Here is a 17,612-nt window from a genome sequence, read left to right on the forward strand (position 1 = left end):
CCAGGAGCAACCGTTATCCGCTGCCGGGAAGTCTCTTCAGAAGGTATAACCTCGTTCAGGACTTCTCGGGGGCGGGCTGGTCTCTAGCGGAGGCAGCACAGGCTCTTCCTGTACCGGCTGTGGCTCACTGGACTCCTCGGGGGCGGCAGCACAACCACTGTCTGCCAGGAAATCCACGATACGCTGTTGCACCGCAGGATCCCGGGTACTCTGCCCGTGACGGCCATGCAAGGGCTGAAAGGTCTTGGGCGCCTGCGCGGCAGCATACAGCCGCTCACCATGAGTGTAAGGAACCACTTCATCCTCGTCGCTGTGCATCACCAGCAGAGGCGTGGGCGCAATCACTCCGATACGCTGTTCAGGATCCTGCTCTTGCTGCGGCATGCCGGGCAAGACCAACCAGCGAAACGGCCACAGCAGCCAGCTGGTTTTCATGATGTCGTTGGTGATGCCGCGATAACTGGCAAAGGCAGCTTCCAGCACCACACAATCTGCGGCCTGGGCATTGCGCTCTTCACCCAACACCGTGGCAGCCATAGCGCCCCCCAGGCTTTGCCCGAACACCACCAAAGGCCCCTCGGTACGCCGCGCGGTACGCAGCCAGTCCAGACCCAGCTGCACATCCGCATACACCTCCGGCAGGCGCGGCTTGCCTTCCGACAGGCCATAGCCGCGATAGTCCAGAAGGAAAACGTTATAGCCTCGCCCGGGCAACCATTGCACATTGGCCAGGTGGGTACTGATGTTCTGGGCATTACCATGCAGATAGTAGACGGTGCCACGCACCGGCACCTCCCGGGCTGCCGGCAGCCACCAGCCATGGATACGCAGGCCGCGCGGGTGTATCAGGACAATATCCTCGTACTTCAACCCCTGGTTTTCCGGGTTCTGCACCCAGGGCTCCATCGGATAGAAGAACAGCTTGCTGCAAGCGGTCAGCATCAATGCTGCCAGCGCAACTGCCCCTAGTCGTAATACCATCGCCATTGCAGTTTGAACTCGTTTTCGCCATCGCCACGCCAACCTTCCCGCTCGACGGAGGCCCGCAAACCATGCTGCCGGGTCATGGCCCACTGCACCGCAAAGGTAGAAGTGTGGCGATAGACGTCATTGGTGAAATAGTGACCGACACTGCCAAGCTGCCACTGCCAGTCTCCCCGACGATACAGCATACCGGCATCCAGTCCGGCGCCGGCTGTCACGAAACGGTCAAAGGCACTGTTGTTTTCCAGTCGGAAACTGGAAAGCACATAGGGCTGCCAGTTACCCCAATGCCAGCTGGCACCCGCGCCGCCCTGCACGTATCGCACCAGTCTTCGGCGTTCCGCCCAGGCTCGCTCCAGACCACCTTCAACGTACCAGCTCAACGGCTTGATAAAGCGATTACGCGGGGCCATGGAGCGAATGCTCACCACGCCCAGCTCTTCCAGTTTAGGGTCTCCGGATTCGGTGCTGCGCAGGGTCAGGTCGATCCCCTCAATCTGCGCGCCGCGCAGGAAACCATAGGGATTATCCAGCAGGTCATGGTAGGTGAGCCGGTAGCTCAACTCACCAAAATCCAGGTTGCCGTCACGCTGGCCGCCACTGGCCGCCAGCATCTGGGTACCGTGCCCCCCTTCCGGGGGCTGCGCATCGCGGGTTTCCGGCACCGTGACCGGCGGCATCCTGTTGATCGCTGAAAGCAGCGCAAACGAATCCGCTGCCACCTTGTCGGTACGATCTTCCTTGCGATACTTCAGGCGCAGAAAACGGTACGCCACCGTCACCATCAAGGCCTGGTCCTGCTCACTGCTGGCCAGAAATTCCTCACTGTCCAACAGCGCCGGGTCATTGGCCAGACGACGGGCCAACGTCTGCTGGCGGCCGCTTAACTGGCTACGGAGGTTATCCAGCTCCACCGCCTTGGAAGGGCGGTAATGGCGCTCGCTGATAAATCCGCCCTCATCCAGTGCCCGCACCGTGTTCACCGGCACCTCGGCAAAACGCAGTTCATCCAGCAGATGAGAACCGGGACGAGCCACTTCCATCAATTCCAGCAAACGGAATGAGCAGTTTTCATCAAAGAAGTAGTAATCGAAATTGATATCCTTCAGTTCCCACAGATGATCAATCAGCCAGTCCATCTCCTGCTGATCCAGATCCAGGGTGTACTCCCACATGTCGCGGTTTTCCATGTGCGAGTATTCCTGGATTTTCTGCACATAGGGTACCAGTGCAAACCGACCGGGATAGCCACCAGCCAGGCCGCGGTAGATATAGAAAAAGGAATTATCATCCGCCATGGCCACGGCGCCAAAGTTCACCGCCCAGGACAACCAGACTGCTGAATCATCCCCCTGATCCAGACGCAACAGGGTGTGCCCGAACATGGAGGAAGGACTGTTGAGATAGGCGGCAGGAAACACCAGCACTGCCCGCTTTGCCGTCACCGCCTGCCGCCATTCCTGATATTCAGCGCAGTGAGAAAAAGGCGCTGCGTCCTGCCATCCCAGCTGCTCTGACAGAAAGCGATAGCGGGCAGGAAAACGGCAGCGCGCCTCAGCACCGGGAGCAACCAGCGCCTCACGGCTTGCAGTCAGCTCTTCCAGGGCATCATCCTTGCCCTGCTCAGATAAAAAGAATTGCTCATCGTCTACGTAACTTCGCTGGCGGTCACGCAGGGTGGCGCCGGGGTTGATATGCAACAACGCCTGCCAGCGAGGCTGCGCGGCGAGTTCCTTGTCAGTGGGAGAAGCAAAAGCCGTTGCGCAGCAGCACAACAGGAAACTCAGGAAAACCGCACGCATTGAAAAGGTCCGTCAAACCGGCGAGAAAATCTTGATTGCCTGTACAGCGCAAACTGCCAGACAAACAAAGCCCCGCCGTAGCGGGGCTTTGCGTCAAACCTGAAAGCAGACCTTAGGCAAGGTACTTGGACAGGCTGTCGTCTTTCTTCATTACGTCAGTGATGGAAGCCATCACTTCGTCAGCAGTCACATCCTGATGCGGGAAGATAGCTGCGAAGTTTTCGTGCATTACCGCGTTGAAGTGAGCACGATCAGAGGCTTCAATGCCCATGGAAACAGACAGTGCGGTCAGGGCTTCGCCTTCACCGGTAGCCATGTCCTGAGCCACTTCTTCCATTACACCGGTCATGCCGAGCAGGCTGGAACCGCTGTAGGACAGAGCGCCGCTGGTGTCGCAACCGTTGGTACCAGTGGTCATACCAAAGGTAGCGTTACCGGAAGTACCGTTCACAATGGTAGCCAGCAGGTGCATCGGCATACCGGACTGGCCTTCAAACAGCATGTTGCCCCAACCACAGCCCGGACCACCCGGAGCCACAGCCATGGCAGAAGTAGATGCGCCCAGCATGGCAGCAGCAATCAAAGTCTTTTTCATCCTGAATACCTCCAAGTTTTTATAAAATCATCCCTGGGGATGCAGATCAGGCTAGCCTGCATCGCACGGCGATTGTAGCGTTTTCGCCGGTGCTCTCCCCGTCACCCGTTCAAGGCAACTGATCTCATCATAAACAAGGTCGTCACCTTTGCAACACGTATGTCGCTTTCAATTATAACTCCAGCAAAAATGTGACCGGGCCATCATTCACCAGCGCCACTTGCATATCCGCAGCGAAGATCCCGGTCTTAACCCCAACGCCCTGTGCCTGCAGGCACTGCACACAATATTCGTAGAGCTCACGCCCCTTGCCCGGCTCAGCAGCCCCGGAAAAGCCGGGGCGACGCCCCTTGCGGGTATCCGCCGCCAGGGTGAACTGTGACACCGCCAACAGCTCCCCACCCACATCCCGCACATCCAGATTCATCTTGCCTGCCTCGTCAGCAAAGACACGATAGCCCACAACGCGCTGTGCCATTCTCGCCACCAGTGCTTCGTCATCGTGGGCCTCAATGCCAATCAGCAATAACAGTCCGCGATCAATATTGCCCACTATCTGCCCCTCGACCTCTACCCGGGCCTGGCTGACGCGCTGCATCAATACTTTCATTCCATCACTCTTTTGCGTAATCGTTTCACTGCATTCACCAGGGCATTGGCTATCGCTGGGTGGGAAGCCGAATGCGCACCACCGGCCACCCGGGTCAACACGCTGTTGGGCAGAACCCGATGCAGGGCCTCGGCCTGATCCAGCGGACAGACAAAATCCCGGTCCCCGTGTACGATTTCCACCGGCAACACACTGCCGGCACACGCCTCCAGCAACGGCTCCTGGAGAAAACCACCATGCCGGAAGTAATGCACCTCCTGTGTCGCCATGCAGAGCTCGTCATCACCACCCGGACCCTGCGGGAGCGCAGACATGCCGGCCAATACCGCCTCCCAGTTACACCAGTGACGGGCAAACGCCCTGGCCCCCTCCCCCTCCAGCGCCGCTGCGTAGCGCTCGATCAGGGAACCTGTACGGTCTGTCACCGGTGCATTGACTGCCTGCCACTCCCGTGGAAACAATCGCGCCGCGCCCAAATCCGTATAGAGCCAGTCCATATCCTGTTGCCGACACAGGAACACCCCTCGCAGCACCATTCCCAGCACTCGATCCCCATGGGCCGCACTGTATGCCAGGGCCAGCGTTACCCCCCACGAGCCCCCAAACAACATCCAGCGATCGACGCCCAGGTATTCGCGCACCAATTCCAGATCAGCCACCAAATGCGCCGTGGTATTGGCCGCGGTACCCGCCAGTGGCCGACTTTGACCAGCCCCACGCTGATCCAGCAAGATAATGCGAAATTGCTGCGGATCGAAAAATCGTCGCTGCAGGGGAGAACTGCCACCGCCCGGCCCACCATGTAACACGACAACCGGCAAACCGGACGGATTACCGCTTTCTTCCACATACAATTGATGACCATCTCCCACCGGCAGGTAAAAATGGTGGCGACAATCCAGATAAGGAAACAGGGCCATGGGTAATGTTTTATCCCGACCAAAAACAGCAGCATACCTGTTGGTCATGGTGCTGCAACTGCTTATCAGCGGCTGCCAGGACACACCTCCGGAAGAAGCCATCAAGGCGGCGCTGAGCGAACTGGAGGAAGCCGTTGAAGCCGGCGACACCAGCACCATCCTCGACCGGCTGACCGACTCAGCAGTAATTCATCGCGGCCAGTCCATGGATCGCAAGACCCTGCAACGCACCCTGGTGGGGCTGTTCTTCCGCTACCCCAAACGCCAGCTCACCCTGGCAGGCATCCGCATCGAAATGGCACCCAACGGCACCACCGCCCGGGCCCGCTTCACCGCGCTGGTCTGGGGAGGCAGAAATACCCTGCCGGAAAAAGCCGACAGTTATCAGGTGGACAGCCACTGGTTAGTGCAGGACGGCGACTGGAAGATTGAGAGCCTGGAGAGCAAGCGGGTCTACGAATGACAGTGAACAGTGAACAGTGAACAGTGAACAGTGAACAGTGAACAGTGAACAGTGAACAGTGAACAGTGAACAGTGAACAGTGAACAGTGAACAGTGAACAGTGAACAGTGAACAGTGAACAGTGAAGGCTGCCCGAGCAGCATGTCCCGTCAAGTTTTTTCGTTTTTTTCTTTGCTTTTAAACGCATGAGGCCGCACCCAAATTGCGGGCGCGGCCTCATGCATTCAAGTCAAAACAACGCAAAATCGCGCCGCTGTTAACTGTTCACTATTCACTGTTAACTGAAAGCTCAGTCGTCATCACTCCCCAACTCGCCTTCCATATCGAGCTCCTTGATCTTGCGAGTCAGGGTGTTGCGGCCCCAGCCCAGCAGAGCGGCGGCGTCGCGTTTGCGGCCACCGGTGTGCTGCAGGGCGACTTCGATCATGGTGCGCTCAAAGCCGGGCACCGCCTGCTCAAGGATGCCGCGCTCGCCCTGGGACAGGGCCCGGTCGGCCCAGTTGCGCAGGGATTTGAGCCAGTCTCCACTGACATCTCCACCCTTGCTGGACACCACCTCTTTCAACTCCGGCGGCAAATCATCTACCAGCACTTCACGACCGGAAGCCATCACTGTCAGCCAGCGACAGGTATTTTCCAGCTGCCGGACATTGCCCTGCCAGGCCTGGGCGGCCAGATACTTTTCGGTATCCTTGTGCAGCACCTTGGGCTCCACGCCCAATTCATTGGCGGCACGTTGCAGGAAGTAATTGGCCAGACGGGGAATATCCTCCCGGCGCTCGGACAGCCGCGGAATATGGATACGGATCACGTTGAGGCGGTGGAATAAATCCTCCCGGAAGTCGCCTTCTTTCACCAGCTTTTCCAGATCCTGGTGAGTGGCCGCGATGATACGCACATCCACATGGATCGGCGTGGTACCGCCCACCCGGTAAAACTCATTTTCCTGCAGGACACGCAGCAAACGGGTCTGCGCTTCCAGCGGCATGTCGCCGATTTCATCCAGGAACAGAGTGCCGCCATTGGCCTGCTCAAAACGGCCCACGCGCTGGCTGTTGGCGCCGGTAAAGGCCCCTTTTTCGTGGCCAAACAGTTCGGATTCGATCAGGTCCTTGGGAATCGCGGCCATATTCAGGGCAACAAAATTCTTTTCCCTGCGCATGGAATGACGATGCAGGGCCCGGGCCACCAGCTCCTTACCGGTACCGGACTGCCCATTGATCAGAACCGTCACATTGGAGTGACTGAGACGGCCAATGGCGCGAAACACTTCCTGCATGGCAGGGGCTTCGCCGATAATTTCCGTTGGCGCCTCTTCCGGTGCCACCGGCACCCCTTCCTGGGTCTCTTCACGATGCTTGATGGCGCGGCGCACCAGAGCAACGGCTTCATCCACATCAAAGGGCTTGGGCAGATATTCAAAGGCACCACCCTGATAGGAGGCCACCGCAGAATCCAGGTCGGAGTGGGCGGTCATGATGATCACCGGCAGATCCGGGTTCTTGCGCTGCAGAATCTTGAGCATGCGCAAGCCATCAGTTCCCGGCATGCGCACATCACTGATCAACACATCCGGTTCCGCACCACCCTCTTCAAGGGTATTGAGGGCCTCGTCGCCATCTTCGAAACAGGTTACCGCATAGCCTTCCTGGCCAAGCGCCTTTTCCAGAACCCAGCGGATGGAGCGGTCATCATCTACAACCCAGATACTTACACTCATGACCAATCTCCCCACATATTCTCATTTATCGCTTTCATAGCGCGCTTATCTCTTTCTCTACTTCTTCCGGCTGCTCCATGGGCAACAGGATGCTGAATACGGTTTCTCCGGGCACGCTCTCACACTCGATCAGACCGTGATGCTGACTGATGATCGACTGGGCAATGGACAGCCCCAACCCGGTACCGGCGGCACGACCACTGACCATGGGATAGAACAGGGTTTCCTGTACCTGTGCATCAATCCCGGGCCCGTTGTCGATGACATCCACCCGCAACACCAGCCGGTGGCGCTGGGCGCCGATGGTGAACTGACGCAGCACCCGGGTTCGCATGATGATGCGGGCATCCTCGGTGGCCGATTCCAGTAGCGCCTGGGTGGCATTGCGAATCAGGTTAAGCAGCACCTGAATCAGCTGATCCCGATCTGCCACCACATCCGGCAAGCTGATGTCATAATCCCGCCAGATCGCCACACCAGTGGGATGTTCTGCCAGCAACAATTGCCGCACATGCTCCAGGCATTCGTGTACATTGACAGGCCGGAACCGGGGCGGCTTGCGCGGCCCCAGCATGCGATCGGCCACATTGCGCAGGCGGTCAGCCTCATCAATGATGACCTTGGTGTACTCGGTCAGCTCCGGATCCGGCAGCGCCCGCTCCAGCAGCTGGGCCGCACCGCGAATCCCGCCCAGGGGATTCTTGATTTCGTGAGCCACCCCGCGCACCAGCGCCCGGGTTGCCTGGTGCGCATGCAACAGGGCCTCCTCACGGGTAATCCGCAACAACCGATCCAGCGCCTGCAATTCCAGCAACAGACAAAGTGGCTGCCCAGGCTCGTTGATAGGGCTCACCGAATAATCGACGGTCACCTCGTATCCGGGCGCCACCGACAGTCTGGCTTCGCGACGGGTAAAGGGGTGCTCATCCTGAATACACTCCTCAAGAGCAGCACGTGCTTCTGCGTCATCGTAGAAATAGTCAGGGAGAGGCTGACCGATGGCTCGCACAGCACTGGTCGCGAGCAGCATCTCTGCTGCCGGATTCAGATAACGCACGCGCAGCTCGCTATCGAGCATGACTACCGCAGTGCGCAGGTTATCCAGTAACCGCTTGTGCAAAATGACACCATCCATCAACTATTGGCCCATAACAGGGCATAAGCAATTATCAGGCCATGTTAGACGCACCGTTAAATTGCCTGTATCAAGGCCTGATGATGCGTTTTAAAACACAGATAATGGAGAGTGTATCGGGAAGGGAATCAATATTGCACCACAAGGGTGCATTTTAGTTGCGAGGAGTGGGTCGCGGCAGTGCAGGACGGGCAGGCTTGGCTGGCTCGGCCGCACCACCCACGGTGGCAGCGCCACCCACGGCCGCCGCCCCACCCAACTTGGCAGAGCCGCCCACCCTGGCCGCCCCACCCACATTGGCCGTCGCCCCATTGGCATCCGGGCGCCGGCGAAAATCACTGACAGAACTGCGATGAATGTAGAACTCGATCACCGGGGACGTGATCTTCACTTCTCCATCTTCACCCATCACCTTGACTTCCAGCGTGTGCACACCACGATCCGGTGACTCCAGCGCCATGCCCGGCTGGGCGACACCATTATCGTACAGCACCATGGAATCCCCCGGCTGCAACGCGGGCTCCAACTGCACCGACACCTGCACTGCTGACTGAGGATTGCGCACCGTGGCTTCATTTCCGGGGGAGGTAATCACCAGACGAGTGTAGCCCTCGTCTGCAACCTCCTCCTCATCGCTGCCGCTATCCAGGACCTGGCGCATCTTGTCGGTGGGCACCGTATTCAGTTCGCGAAGCTCCACCTCTTCCGCCTCACCACTCTGCGGCGGCTGATCGGTAAACACCACATTGCCGTTGGCGTCCACACTGCGATAAATCCCGCTGGCAGGCTTGTCACCCGCTTCCGCGGCGATCAATCCAGCCGACACCAGCATCAATCCCAGCACCAGTCCCCATTGCCTTTTCATAGCTGTCTCCATGACTCGTTATCCTGATTCTGTCTCCTGATTCGACAACAGGAAAGTCCTAATTGCTCAATTAGCTGCATTCCCCCCGCTCCAGAGAGCCCCAGCGCATACCACCTTGACGTTGAACCCGGGATTTAGGGTTGGCGTGCTGCATGTTGCGTGAAGCGTGTTGCAGCCGCAGAGCGGCATAAAAAAAGCCCCCGACTAGCGGGGGCTTTTCTCTACCGATTCTCCCGAAGGAAAATTAGCAGGAGTAGTACATGTCGAACTCAACCGGGTGCGGGGTCATGTTCAGACGCTCGATCTCACCACGCTTCAGGTCGATGTAGCCTTCCAGCATGTCCTTGGTGAACACGTCACCTTCGGTCAGGAAGTCCATGTCAGCTTCCAGGCAATCCAGAGCCATGGTCAGGGTGTGAGCCACGGTCGGGATGTCTTTCGCTTCTTCAGCCGGCAGATCGTACAGATCCTTGTCCATGGCATCGCCAGGGTGCAGCTTGTTCTTGATGCCGTCCAGGCCAGCCATCAGCAGTGCCGCGAAGCACAGGTAGGGGTTGGCAGACGGATCAGGGAAGCGCGCCTCGATACGACGGGCCTTGGCGCTGCTCACGAACGGAATACGGATGGAAGCAGAACGGTTACGGGCAGAGTAGGCCAGCATTACCGGAGCTTCGAAACCGGGCACCAGACGCTTGTAGGAGTTGGTGGAACCGTTGGTGAAAGCGTTCAGGGCACGGGCGTGCTTGATGATACCGCCGATGAAGTACAGGGCTTCGTCGGACAGACCCGCGTAGCCGTCGCCGGCGAACAGGTTCTTGCCATCTTTGCCCAGGGATACGTGCACGTGCATACCGGAGCCGTTATCACCGATCAGCGGCTTGGGCATGAAAGTAGCAGTCTTGCCGTAGGCGTGAGCCACGTTATGGGTGCAGTACTTGAGGATCTGCACTTCGTCAGCCTTGGCGGTCAGGGTGTTGGCGCCAACACCGATCTCACACTGGCCAGCGGTACCCACTTCGTGGTGGTGTACTTCGATCTTCAGACCCATGGACTCCATGGCGGAACACATGGCGCCACGCAGGTCGTGCAGGCTGTCTACCGGCGGAACCGGGAAGTAGCCGCCTTTCACGCCCGGACGGTGACCGATGTTGCCACCTTCGAAGTCTTCATGGGAAACCCACGCCGCTTCTTCGGAGTGGATGTTGTACATGGAACCCTGCATGTCGGATTTCCACTGCACGGAATCAAATACGAAGAATTCCGGCTCCGGACCGAACAGCGCGGTGTCAGCGATACCAGTAGCTTTCAGGTACTCTTCAGCACGCTTGGCAACGGAACGCGGATCACGCTCGTAACCGGTCATGGTGGACGGCTCGAGAATGTCGCAACGCAGGTTCAGGGTAGCAACGTCAGTGAACGGGTCGAGAACGGCGGTAGAGTCGTCAGGCATCATCACCATGTCGGACTCGTTAATGCCTTTCCAGCCAGCGATGGAAGAACCGTCGAACATTTTACCGTCGGTGAAGAAATCTTCGTCGATCTCACCCACCGGCAGAGTTACGTGCTGCTCCTTACCACGGCTATCGGTGAAGCGCAGGTCCACCCATTTCACATCGTTTTCTTTGATCAGTTTGAGGGTCTTCTCAGACATTATCGTGCGTCCTCCTAAGGAACAGCGGGTTTATCTCTGACTCAGTCTGTTGCACCGGCATGGAGCAACACAGAGAGCCGGTATTCTCGGCCAGTCGGCCAGTAATGCCAATAGGGAGGCAAATACCATGCCAGCCCTTTTTTAGCGCATCAACCCATTTAACAGGGAGTTAAGAGGATGCGCACCACCACAATGCATCATAATGATGCATCAATGCGGTGCACAGCACTAAAACAGTGCACCATTGTCTTCGCCCACCCGCAAGACGACGAAAACCTCGTAGCCCTGCTCACCGGTTTCCAGCACTTCGTGACCGTTAATCCGGCACCAGGCCGGAATGTCATTCAAGGATCCCGGATCCGTGCTGATAACTCTCAGGCAGTCACCACTCTGCAGGGTTCTTACCTTGTTCTGGGTCTTGATCACCGGCATCGGGCACAGCAGGCGCCGGGTATCCAGCTCATGTATTTCGTCAGACATCACCCTTACCCCACATTCCAGCTGACCGGCACTTCGTCAGGCAGCGCTGGCTTGACGGTAACCTGGCGCGCCACGCCGTCAGCCTGACGAATTTCCAGGGTCACCTCATCCAGCACCCGGCCTTTCGAGTAGCGAGCCACAATAGCCGCGGCCTGCTGGAGCTCCTCTTCACTTTCAAAATTGCCATCCACCAGCGCCAGCGGCCCCGGACAACTCACCGTGGTGATACTGGTGAACATGTAGCGGTACCCTTCAAGGAAGCGGTTCTCACCTTCCTCCCGGCTGATGATCAGCTTGTAGTGAGGCTGAGGGCGCAGATGACGCCCCACCTTCAGCAGCATGATGTCATCCAGCTCATAGCGACGCTCGTTGCGCGCCTTCCAAAGGTCCGCCAACTTGTTGGAGTAGGATTCATCGGTGAGGAAGCAGCAACCACCTGCGGGCTGCGCAAAGTCATCCAGACCGAATTTTTTCGCCAATGCCATCTGCGGCTTGCGGTTGCGGCCGGAAAAGTCATACAGCTCATCCCGGTTTACCCAGCCCTCGCGCTCCGGCAGGGTGGCCGGCAGATTCTGGGCACACAGCGGCCGCAGCAGCCTATCATCAGCACCGGATTCCTGGCTGATGATCGGCATGGTTTCCTTGCGCTGGCTCTTGGGCCGCTGGCCGATCACCTCACCAGTGACAATAAAGTCAAAGCCGCGATCACCGGCAAATTCCCGCGCCTTGTTGATCATCAGCGTGGCCTGATTGACCATGAAGATCTTGCAGTCCAGGCAGGGATTCAGGTTAGCGCCATAACCGTGCTTGGGATTCAGCACCACATCCTTGTACTCCTCGGAGATATCAATGATGTGCATCTTGATACCCAGCTGCTCGGCCACCCACAAGGCGTTGTTGCGCTTTTCCTTGTCCTTGTCCTTCTTGCGAATCGCATGGGTATGCCCTTCCACGCAGAAGCCGGTGAAAAAGTTCACCCCTTCCACCTCGATGCCCTGCTCCTGCATTACCTTCACAGCCAGCATGGAATCCAGTCCGCCGGACACCAGCGCGATGGCGCGACGCTTGATGGGTTGGGTTGCCTCAGTCATGAATAAACCTGCCTGTCAGCGGCGAACCCGGATGGCGCGCCCTGAGCCTGAAAATTGGGCGGCGAAGTATAGCAACGGGGCGATTTTCACGCATCCTCCACGGCCACCGCTTGTCACTTGCACGCCTCAGCCTGCAGCCTGCCCCCATACCGTCAGCCTGCGCCCTCTGACATAACCTGGCATGCGCCATGCTCGAGCGGAGGCCGTGAAGGCGCTTGCCAACCTCAAGACTTACGGAAAAACTGTGAAATATCCTGCAGTACCAAGGCCATGGCATCGCTGAGACGGCCCATCACCCGACCCTCGTCCCCCACAGGTTTGTCATCCACGGTACTGATGGTCATCTCCGACAGGCCTCCGGCTTTCAGCGGCATGGCCACCTTGTAGTTGCCCCCCACATAAGCCAGCGCATCCCAGCTGGCCACCAGACGGTAAGGCTGATCTCGACGCTCCGCGAACAGTGAGGTGCCGCTGGCGTAATCTGATGCCGGGTTGGTCACGCCGAGCAGGGGCAGGAGCGTCGGCATCACATCCATATGGCTGGTGGGGCGATTCACCACTGCCGGGGCCCGGCCCGGTACCGACACCACCATGGGCACGCGAATCTGCTCCTGATGAAACTCCGAGTTATGCCCCCAGCGGCCATTTTCCATGAATTCCTCACCATGATCCCCGGTAATGATCACCACGGTATCATCCAGCTTGCCACTGGCTTCCAGCTCACTAAGCACCCGGCCCAGCTGCTGATCCAGATGATGGGAAGCATTGATATAACGGTTGAAGATTCCACCGATATCCTTTTCCAGATCCATGGTGGCGTAATTGAGTTCCGGCAGGTAATCCTCGCGAATCACGCTCTCATCCGGGAAGTAATAGCGGGCATGGGCTGACTCAAAGAACATGAATCCCATGAAAGGCTGATCCGCCGGAGCGGCATTCATCCAGTCCAGCAGCCGTGCCACATTACGACGGTCGCGCTTCCAGCCTTCTTCCTTGTCATCGCTGACCATGTTTTCTTTCGGCACATTGACGAACACGGTGCGATCAAATTCCGGGTAGCTGAAGTTGGCACTGGTAAACAGCCCCAGCCGGTAATCTTGCGATTGCAACTGCTCCATCAGCAACGGCGCCTTGCGCTCATCCAGGATGCTGAACCAGTAGTTACCCGGCAGACCGTAAAAGAGACTGAAAATACCCATCCGGGTGCCGTTACCGCCACTGATATGATCGGTAAAGCGGGTGCCATGCTGCTCGGCGAATCGCCACAGGTTCGGCATGATTTCCGGTGTCAGCATGTCCCAGCGCAGGGATTCCGCCACCAGAATCATCACATTGGGATGCGCCGCATTTGAATCCACCTGGATCGGATGCCGAGGGTAATGCAGACGACCGGACACCCCTGCATCCAGTTCGGTACTGCGGGTCATCTGGATACCCCAGTCTTCTGCTGCGCGGCGGAAAGTGGTGGGCTGATAGAACGGCACCGACTGAGCCGCCATCAGCACCGGGCGGTAGCCCTTGAGGTGGCTGAATCCATACACCGCACGCTCACCCACCATGCACAGCACCAGCACCGCCACCACGTAGCGCAATCCGGGCACAGAACAGGCACGGGTCAACAGCCACAAGCCGCCCTGCAGCAGCACCACAACCAGACAGGCGGCAACCACCGTCAGCGACGTGGCGTCGCTGCCACCCATGGATTCAATACCTCCGGGCGTAGTGACCAGATTCCAGACAAAGCCATTGAGATGAAAGCCATACATGCCGTAGATCTGGCTATCCACCAGCAGCAGGATGGTCAGCAGCGACATCACCATTACCGCCAGCAACTGCTCAACACCCTTGCCCAGCAACAGACTGAGCAGCCGGCAGAAACCCGCCCCCAGCCCCACATACAGCGCGGCATAGCCGGACGCCGCCACCACCAGAAAGAGGGCGCCATCCAGCGGCAGTCCGGCCACCGCAACGCGGCCGGTATAAATCTGGATGACAAGGAGAAGCAGCAGATTGGCCAGGTAGAAGGCCCGTAAACGAGCCCCGGACAAGAAGGAGGGCGACATGATTGCTCACTCGAAGAGACCGTCAACAGAGATTGCCTCCGCCGACTTAAGACAATCTTAAGCAGCCCCTGAGTGCGCCTTGATGCTTGTTATTCGGTTTCCAGCGGAACCACACCCGCCACCGCAAATTGTTGTTTTGAGAATTCCACCCGTTCGGCCGCCGGACGATCTTCACCCTTCAGCGCTTCGAGACGCTTTTCGACAATGCCGCAGCGGCGCAGCAGGCCATCATCCATGGCAATCTGGATATTCAGCCCGGGGCGGGCGTTCAATTCCAGCATCATCGGGCCGTGGTCACGGTCCATCACCAGATCCACCCCCAGGTACCCGAGGCCGGTGAGGTCATAGCAGCGCGCCGCCAATGCGAGGCAGTCTTCCCAGTCCGGTACCGTGAGCCCGGCAACGGCATTGGCCGTATCCGGGTGCCGCTCGATACGCTGGTTATGCCAGGTTCCGCCCAGCGTGACCCCGCTGGACAAATCCAGCCCCACACCGATAGCGCCCTGATGCAGGTTGGCCTTGCCCTGGGACTGCCGGGTAGGCAGGCGCAGCATGGCCGCCACCGGGTAGCCCTTGAGGACGATAATGCGAATATCCGGAACCCCTTCGTAGCTGATGCGATTGAACAGCTCAGTGGAGCGCACCCGGTACTCGATCAGGGCCTGGTCACGGTGGCCGCCCAGGGAATAAATCCCGGACAGGATCCCGGATATATGATGCTCCAGCTCATCCTGGGTAATGATGCGTCCGGAGGCAGAACGGAAGTAATGCTCGAAACGGTCGGCGATCACCATGATGCCATCGCCACCAGCTCCCTGGGCCGGCTTGATGACAAAATCCCGGTGGGTATCGACCACCTTGCGCAGGGTGCTGATGCCCTGCTCGGTAGCGATGGAACCGTACAGATCCGGCACCCGGATGCCGGCCTCAATGGCCATCTTCTTGGTCTTGAGCTTGTCGTCCACCAACGGGTACAGACTGCGCTTGTTGTAGCGCAGGATGTAATCACCATTTCGCTGGTTGATGCCCATCACCCCACGGGCACGCAGCGCCTTGCGGGTCTTCGACCAGAACATCAGTGCTTGTCTCCATCCACCATGGCACGGAAACGAACCAGCTCAGTGAGTCGGTAGCCCCGATAGTGGCCCATCAACACCATGAAGGCCGCCAGGCATAGCAGCACACCGGGGAAAGTAAAGGCGAAATAGGAGAGCGGCTGCCAGACCATCAACAAGTGACTGAGTACTGCCACGAACAGGGTACCCAGCCCCACTTTCAGGGACTGACTGCCTCCCCGCTCTTCCCAGACGATGGAGGTGCGCTCAATCACCATGGTCAGCACCACCATGGGGAACAGCCCCACAGACAACCCGGAACCGATGCCCAGCTTGTAGCCGATCAGGCTCATCAGCGCCATCACCATCACCACAAAGGTCAGCACCACCGAAAGCCTGGGTAATAACTGCAACTTGAGATGCTCAAGGTATGACCGTAACGACAGACCCAGCGCAGTGATGAACACAAACAGCAACACGCCGTAAATCACCTGGGTTTCCCGGAAAGCCAGCGCAATCAACACCGGCGTGAAAGTACCCAGGGTCTCCATCCCCACCAGGGAACGCATCAACAACACCAGAATCACCCCGAACGGAATCATGATCAGGGTGCGGTAGAGCTGCTGGGCAGGCAGGGGCAGTTCATACAGGGAGAAATCGATAAAGCTGCTGGCATCCTTCAGACGCAGGGTCTGGGCCAACTGCAGAGCGCTCATTTCATTGCGGTGCACGCTGAACACCATGTCTGCAGACTTGCCACCGTCCACTTTCATCAGAGGTTCCCAGCCGCGCCACCATACCAACCGATCCTCAGGCAGCCCCTGCTGGCCGTTGACCGGATTGTAGTAGAGCCACTCGCGGCCGTTATAGCTGCGCAGCCACAATTCCGGCTCCTGCTCCTGAGACTCCGCCAGACGCAGGGTATGTACCGGCTCCACCGGTATATGGGAAAGGCCCAGCAACAAATCCACGACACGAGCACGATTCAGTGCGGACACATCGCTACCCAGCAGCAGCTGGGCATTATCATTCTCAAGTTCGTTGACGCGCTTGATGGTCTCGCTGATAAAGGTTTCCACGTCGGCAGAATGCTGGCGAATGGGCTCCAGCAGCGCCTCTGCCGCCAGCCGTTCCGGCCCCTCCACATTGGGCGCCTGACGGAACTGCGGGCCAGGCTCCACCTCTAGGGCGGGAGCATAACGATGAGTCAGCATCAGGCGATAGTAGAGGTACTGGCGCCCCTCGGCGCGACGGGAAGACCAGGTCACCTGCCGGTTGCCCTTCTCCTCATTCACGTTCACGCCATAATTGTTGGAAATGAAACTTTCATTGAGGGTGGTGAAGCCACTGCCCAGCGGCGGCACAAACATGCGTACCTTCACCGGCTTGTTGGGACGTGCGGCAAACCCGACCTGGGCATCAATAACCCAGACAGGATCCTTCTCATCCTGACTCAGGGGAACATGCTGGACAAAAACCTGATATAGGATGCTGCCCGCTCCCAACAGCAGCAGCATCAACGCCAGAAGGCGAGCCTGAAACTTCACTGAACCCATTATTGCGCCTCGGCGGCCTCCGTCATGTCGTCACCTTCCTCATCCAGCTCCAGCGTGCAGCGGGGATGGCCTGCGGTCATCACCAGAGAAGGATCGACCACCGCCCCGAGTCGCTTCAGGGCATCCGCTCCGATCAGCAACGGATAGCTGAAATCGCTGCGGTCCGTCAGATTGACCTCGATCTGCTCGGCCCGACGCCCCATGCATACCGTCAGCATGACCATGGGCCGTCGATTGTACCCTCTTTCTTCCTCTACGAGACTCTCTGCAAGACGTTTGATACGCACATGCCCCACCAGCGGCAGCTGAATGTCATCCCACTGCTCCCGGCTGATCCCCAGTGCCTCGCGGTCCTGCTTCATCAGGGCCAGATCGAACTCGACCATATCCACCCCGTCGCGCTCGAATACGCGGATGTGACGGGCACTGAGAGAAGCGGATTCCGCGCCGGTATCCAGCTTGGCTGGCACCGTCACCCCCAGCTCACGCAGCTGGACATGCTCGTTCAAGCCATAAATAACCTTGCTGGTGGGCACGTCGGCGTGTGCCACAAGAACGCAACCGGCCAACAACAGCCAAAGAGGAAATCGCATCATAACAACCTGAAACTAAAAGCGTTACT

Annotated in this window: 16 protein-coding genes; 1 reads left to right on the forward strand and 15 read right to left on the reverse strand. The window is 58.4% G+C overall.

What is annotated here, in order from left to right:
- Positions 1 to 36: 36 nt before the first annotated feature.
- The 5 genes from MWU49_RS07795 to pip all read right to left on the reverse strand — a co-directional run bounded on the left by MWU49_RS07795 (position 37) and on the right by pip (position 4,911).
- The gene (locus tag MWU49_RS07795) at positions 37 to 987 is read right to left on the reverse strand and encodes an alpha/beta fold hydrolase (protein WP_246970300.1); all 951 of its coding nucleotides are present in this window, start codon (positions 985 to 987) and stop codon (positions 37 to 39) included.
- Positions 966 to 2,786 carry a DUF4105 domain-containing protein gene (locus MWU49_RS07800; protein ID WP_246970301.1) on the reverse strand — a complete coding sequence of 607 codons (1,821 nt, stop codon included), beginning with the start codon at positions 2,784 to 2,786 and terminating at the stop codon, positions 966 to 968. The genes MWU49_RS07795 and MWU49_RS07800 overlap by 22 nt, the downstream gene beginning before the upstream one ends.
- 112 nt (positions 2,787 to 2,898) lie before the next feature.
- On the reverse strand, positions 2,899 to 3,381 hold the full coding sequence (locus MWU49_RS07805) for a DUF3015 domain-containing protein (protein WP_246970302.1): 483 nt from the start codon (positions 3,379 to 3,381) through the stop codon (positions 2,899 to 2,901).
- Positions 3,382 to 3,553: 172 nt separating this feature from the next.
- Positions 3,554 to 3,991 carry a D-aminoacyl-tRNA deacylase gene (gene dtd / locus MWU49_RS07810; protein WP_246970303.1) on the reverse strand — a complete coding sequence of 146 codons (438 nt, stop codon included), beginning with the start codon at positions 3,989 to 3,991 and terminating at the stop codon, positions 3,554 to 3,556.
- Entirely contained in the window at positions 3,988 to 4,911 is a 924-nt protein-coding gene (pip, locus tag MWU49_RS07815) for a prolyl aminopeptidase (protein WP_246970304.1), read from the reverse strand. Before pip ends, dtd begins: the two co-directional genes overlap by 4 nt.
- On the opposite strand from pip, the gene MWU49_RS07820 reads away from it, so the two are divergent.
- Positions 4,910 to 5,374 (forward strand): nuclear transport factor 2 family protein, encoded by a 465-nt coding sequence (locus MWU49_RS07820; RefSeq protein WP_246970306.1) that lies wholly within the window; start codon positions 4,910 to 4,912, stop codon positions 5,372 to 5,374. The genes pip and MWU49_RS07820 overlap by 2 nt on opposite strands.
- 289 nt (positions 5,375 to 5,663) lie before the next feature.
- On the opposite strand, the gene glnG is transcribed toward MWU49_RS07820, so the two are convergent.
- From glnG to MWU49_RS07870, 10 genes are all read right to left on the reverse strand, one after another.
- Positions 5,664 to 7,094, reverse strand: coding sequence for a nitrogen regulation protein NR(I) (gene glnG / locus MWU49_RS07825; protein ID WP_281502127.1), 1,431 nt, complete (start codon positions 7,092 to 7,094; stop codon positions 5,664 to 5,666).
- Positions 7,095 to 7,128: 34 nt separating this feature from the next.
- Positions 7,129 to 8,229 (reverse strand): nitrogen regulation protein NR(II), encoded by a 1,101-nt coding sequence (glnL, locus tag MWU49_RS07830; protein ID WP_246970308.1) that lies wholly within the window; start codon positions 8,227 to 8,229, stop codon positions 7,129 to 7,131.
- Positions 8,230 to 8,383: 154 nt separating this feature from the next.
- Positions 8,384 to 9,094 (reverse strand): DUF4124 domain-containing protein, encoded by a 711-nt coding sequence (locus MWU49_RS07835; protein ID WP_246970311.1) that lies wholly within the window; start codon positions 9,092 to 9,094, stop codon positions 8,384 to 8,386.
- A gap of 244 nt (positions 9,095 to 9,338) precedes the next feature.
- On the reverse strand, positions 9,339 to 10,745 hold the full coding sequence (gene glnA, locus MWU49_RS07840; RefSeq protein ID WP_246970314.1) for a glutamate--ammonia ligase: 1,407 nt from the start codon (positions 10,743 to 10,745) through the stop codon (positions 9,339 to 9,341).
- Between the two features lie 228 nt (positions 10,746 to 10,973).
- Positions 10,974 to 11,225, reverse strand: a complete 252-nt coding sequence (locus MWU49_RS07845) for a sulfurtransferase TusA family protein (protein ID WP_246970317.1) — start codon at positions 11,223 to 11,225, stop codon at positions 10,974 to 10,976.
- Between the two features lie 5 nt (positions 11,226 to 11,230).
- A complete protein-coding gene (locus MWU49_RS07850; RefSeq protein WP_246970320.1) occupies positions 11,231 to 12,316 on the reverse strand; it encodes a tRNA (5-methylaminomethyl-2-thiouridylate)-methyltransferase in 1,086 nt (361 codons plus the stop codon).
- A 224-nt stretch (positions 12,317 to 12,540) separates the two neighbouring features.
- Entirely contained in the window at positions 12,541 to 14,379 is a 1,839-nt protein-coding gene (locus MWU49_RS07855; RefSeq protein ID WP_246970323.1) for a sulfatase-like hydrolase/transferase, read from the reverse strand.
- Positions 14,380 to 14,468: 89 nt separating this feature from the next.
- The gene (locus tag MWU49_RS07860) at positions 14,469 to 15,455 is read right to left on the reverse strand and encodes an alpha-L-glutamate ligase-like protein (protein WP_246970325.1); all 987 of its coding nucleotides are present in this window, start codon (positions 15,453 to 15,455) and stop codon (positions 14,469 to 14,471) included.
- Positions 15,455 to 16,990 carry an inactive transglutaminase family protein gene (locus MWU49_RS07865; protein WP_246970327.1) on the reverse strand — a complete coding sequence of 512 codons (1,536 nt, stop codon included), beginning with the start codon at positions 16,988 to 16,990 and terminating at the stop codon, positions 15,455 to 15,457. The genes MWU49_RS07860 and MWU49_RS07865 overlap by 1 nt, the downstream gene beginning before the upstream one ends.
- Entirely contained in the window at positions 16,990 to 17,583 is a 594-nt protein-coding gene (locus MWU49_RS07870) for a RimK/LysX family protein (protein ID WP_246970329.1), read from the reverse strand. The genes MWU49_RS07865 and MWU49_RS07870 overlap by 1 nt, the downstream gene beginning before the upstream one ends.
- Positions 17,584 to 17,612 lie beyond the last annotated feature (29 nt).

This window comes from Alcanivorax sp. S6407, assembly GCF_023016115.1.
Taxonomy (GTDB): domain Bacteria; phylum Pseudomonadota; class Gammaproteobacteria; order Pseudomonadales; family Alcanivoracaceae; genus Alcanivorax.

Coding starts and splice junctions, on each gene's coding strand:
- MWU49_RS07795 (WP_246970300.1), bottom strand. CDS start 987: ATGGCGATGGTATTACGACTAGGGGCAGTTGCGCTGGCAGCATTGATG.
- MWU49_RS07800 (WP_246970301.1), bottom strand. CDS start 2,786: ATGCGTGCGGTTTTCCTGAGTTTCCTGTTGTGCTGCTGCGCAACGGCT.
- MWU49_RS07805 (WP_246970302.1), bottom strand. CDS start 3,381: ATGAAAAAGACTTTGATTGCTGCTGCCATGCTGGGCGCATCTACTTCT.
- dtd (WP_246970303.1), bottom strand. CDS start 3,991: ATGAAAGTATTGATGCAGCGCGTCAGCCAGGCCCGGGTAGAGGTCGAG.
- MWU49_RS07820 (WP_246970306.1), top strand. CDS start 4,910: ATGGGTAATGTTTTATCCCGACCAAAAACAGCAGCATACCTGTTGGTC.
- pip (WP_246970304.1), bottom strand. CDS start 4,911: ATGGCCCTGTTTCCTTATCTGGATTGTCGCCACCATTTTTACCTGCCG.
- glnG (WP_281502127.1), bottom strand. CDS start 7,094: ATGAGTGTAAGTATCTGGGTTGTAGATGATGACCGCTCCATCCGCTGG.
- glnL (WP_246970308.1), bottom strand. CDS start 8,229: ATGGATGGTGTCATTTTGCACAAGCGGTTACTGGATAACCTGCGCACT.
- MWU49_RS07835 (WP_246970311.1), bottom strand. CDS start 9,094: ATGAAAAGGCAATGGGGACTGGTGCTGGGATTGATGCTGGTGTCGGCT.
- glnA (WP_246970314.1), bottom strand. CDS start 10,745: ATGTCTGAGAAGACCCTCAAACTGATCAAAGAAAACGATGTGAAATGG.
- MWU49_RS07845 (WP_246970317.1), bottom strand. CDS start 11,225: ATGTCTGACGAAATACATGAGCTGGATACCCGGCGCCTGCTGTGCCCG.
- MWU49_RS07850 (WP_246970320.1), bottom strand. CDS start 12,316: ATGACTGAGGCAACCCAACCCATCAAGCGTCGCGCCATCGCGCTGGTG.
- MWU49_RS07855 (WP_246970323.1), bottom strand. CDS start 14,379: ATGTCGCCCTCCTTCTTGTCCGGGGCTCGTTTACGGGCCTTCTACCTG.
- MWU49_RS07860 (WP_246970325.1), bottom strand. CDS start 15,455: ATGTTCTGGTCGAAGACCCGCAAGGCGCTGCGTGCCCGTGGGGTGATG.
- MWU49_RS07865 (WP_246970327.1), bottom strand. CDS start 16,990: ATGGGTTCAGTGAAGTTTCAGGCTCGCCTTCTGGCGTTGATGCTGCTG.
- MWU49_RS07870 (WP_246970329.1), bottom strand. CDS start 17,583: ATGCGATTTCCTCTTTGGCTGTTGTTGGCCGGTTGCGTTCTTGTGGCA.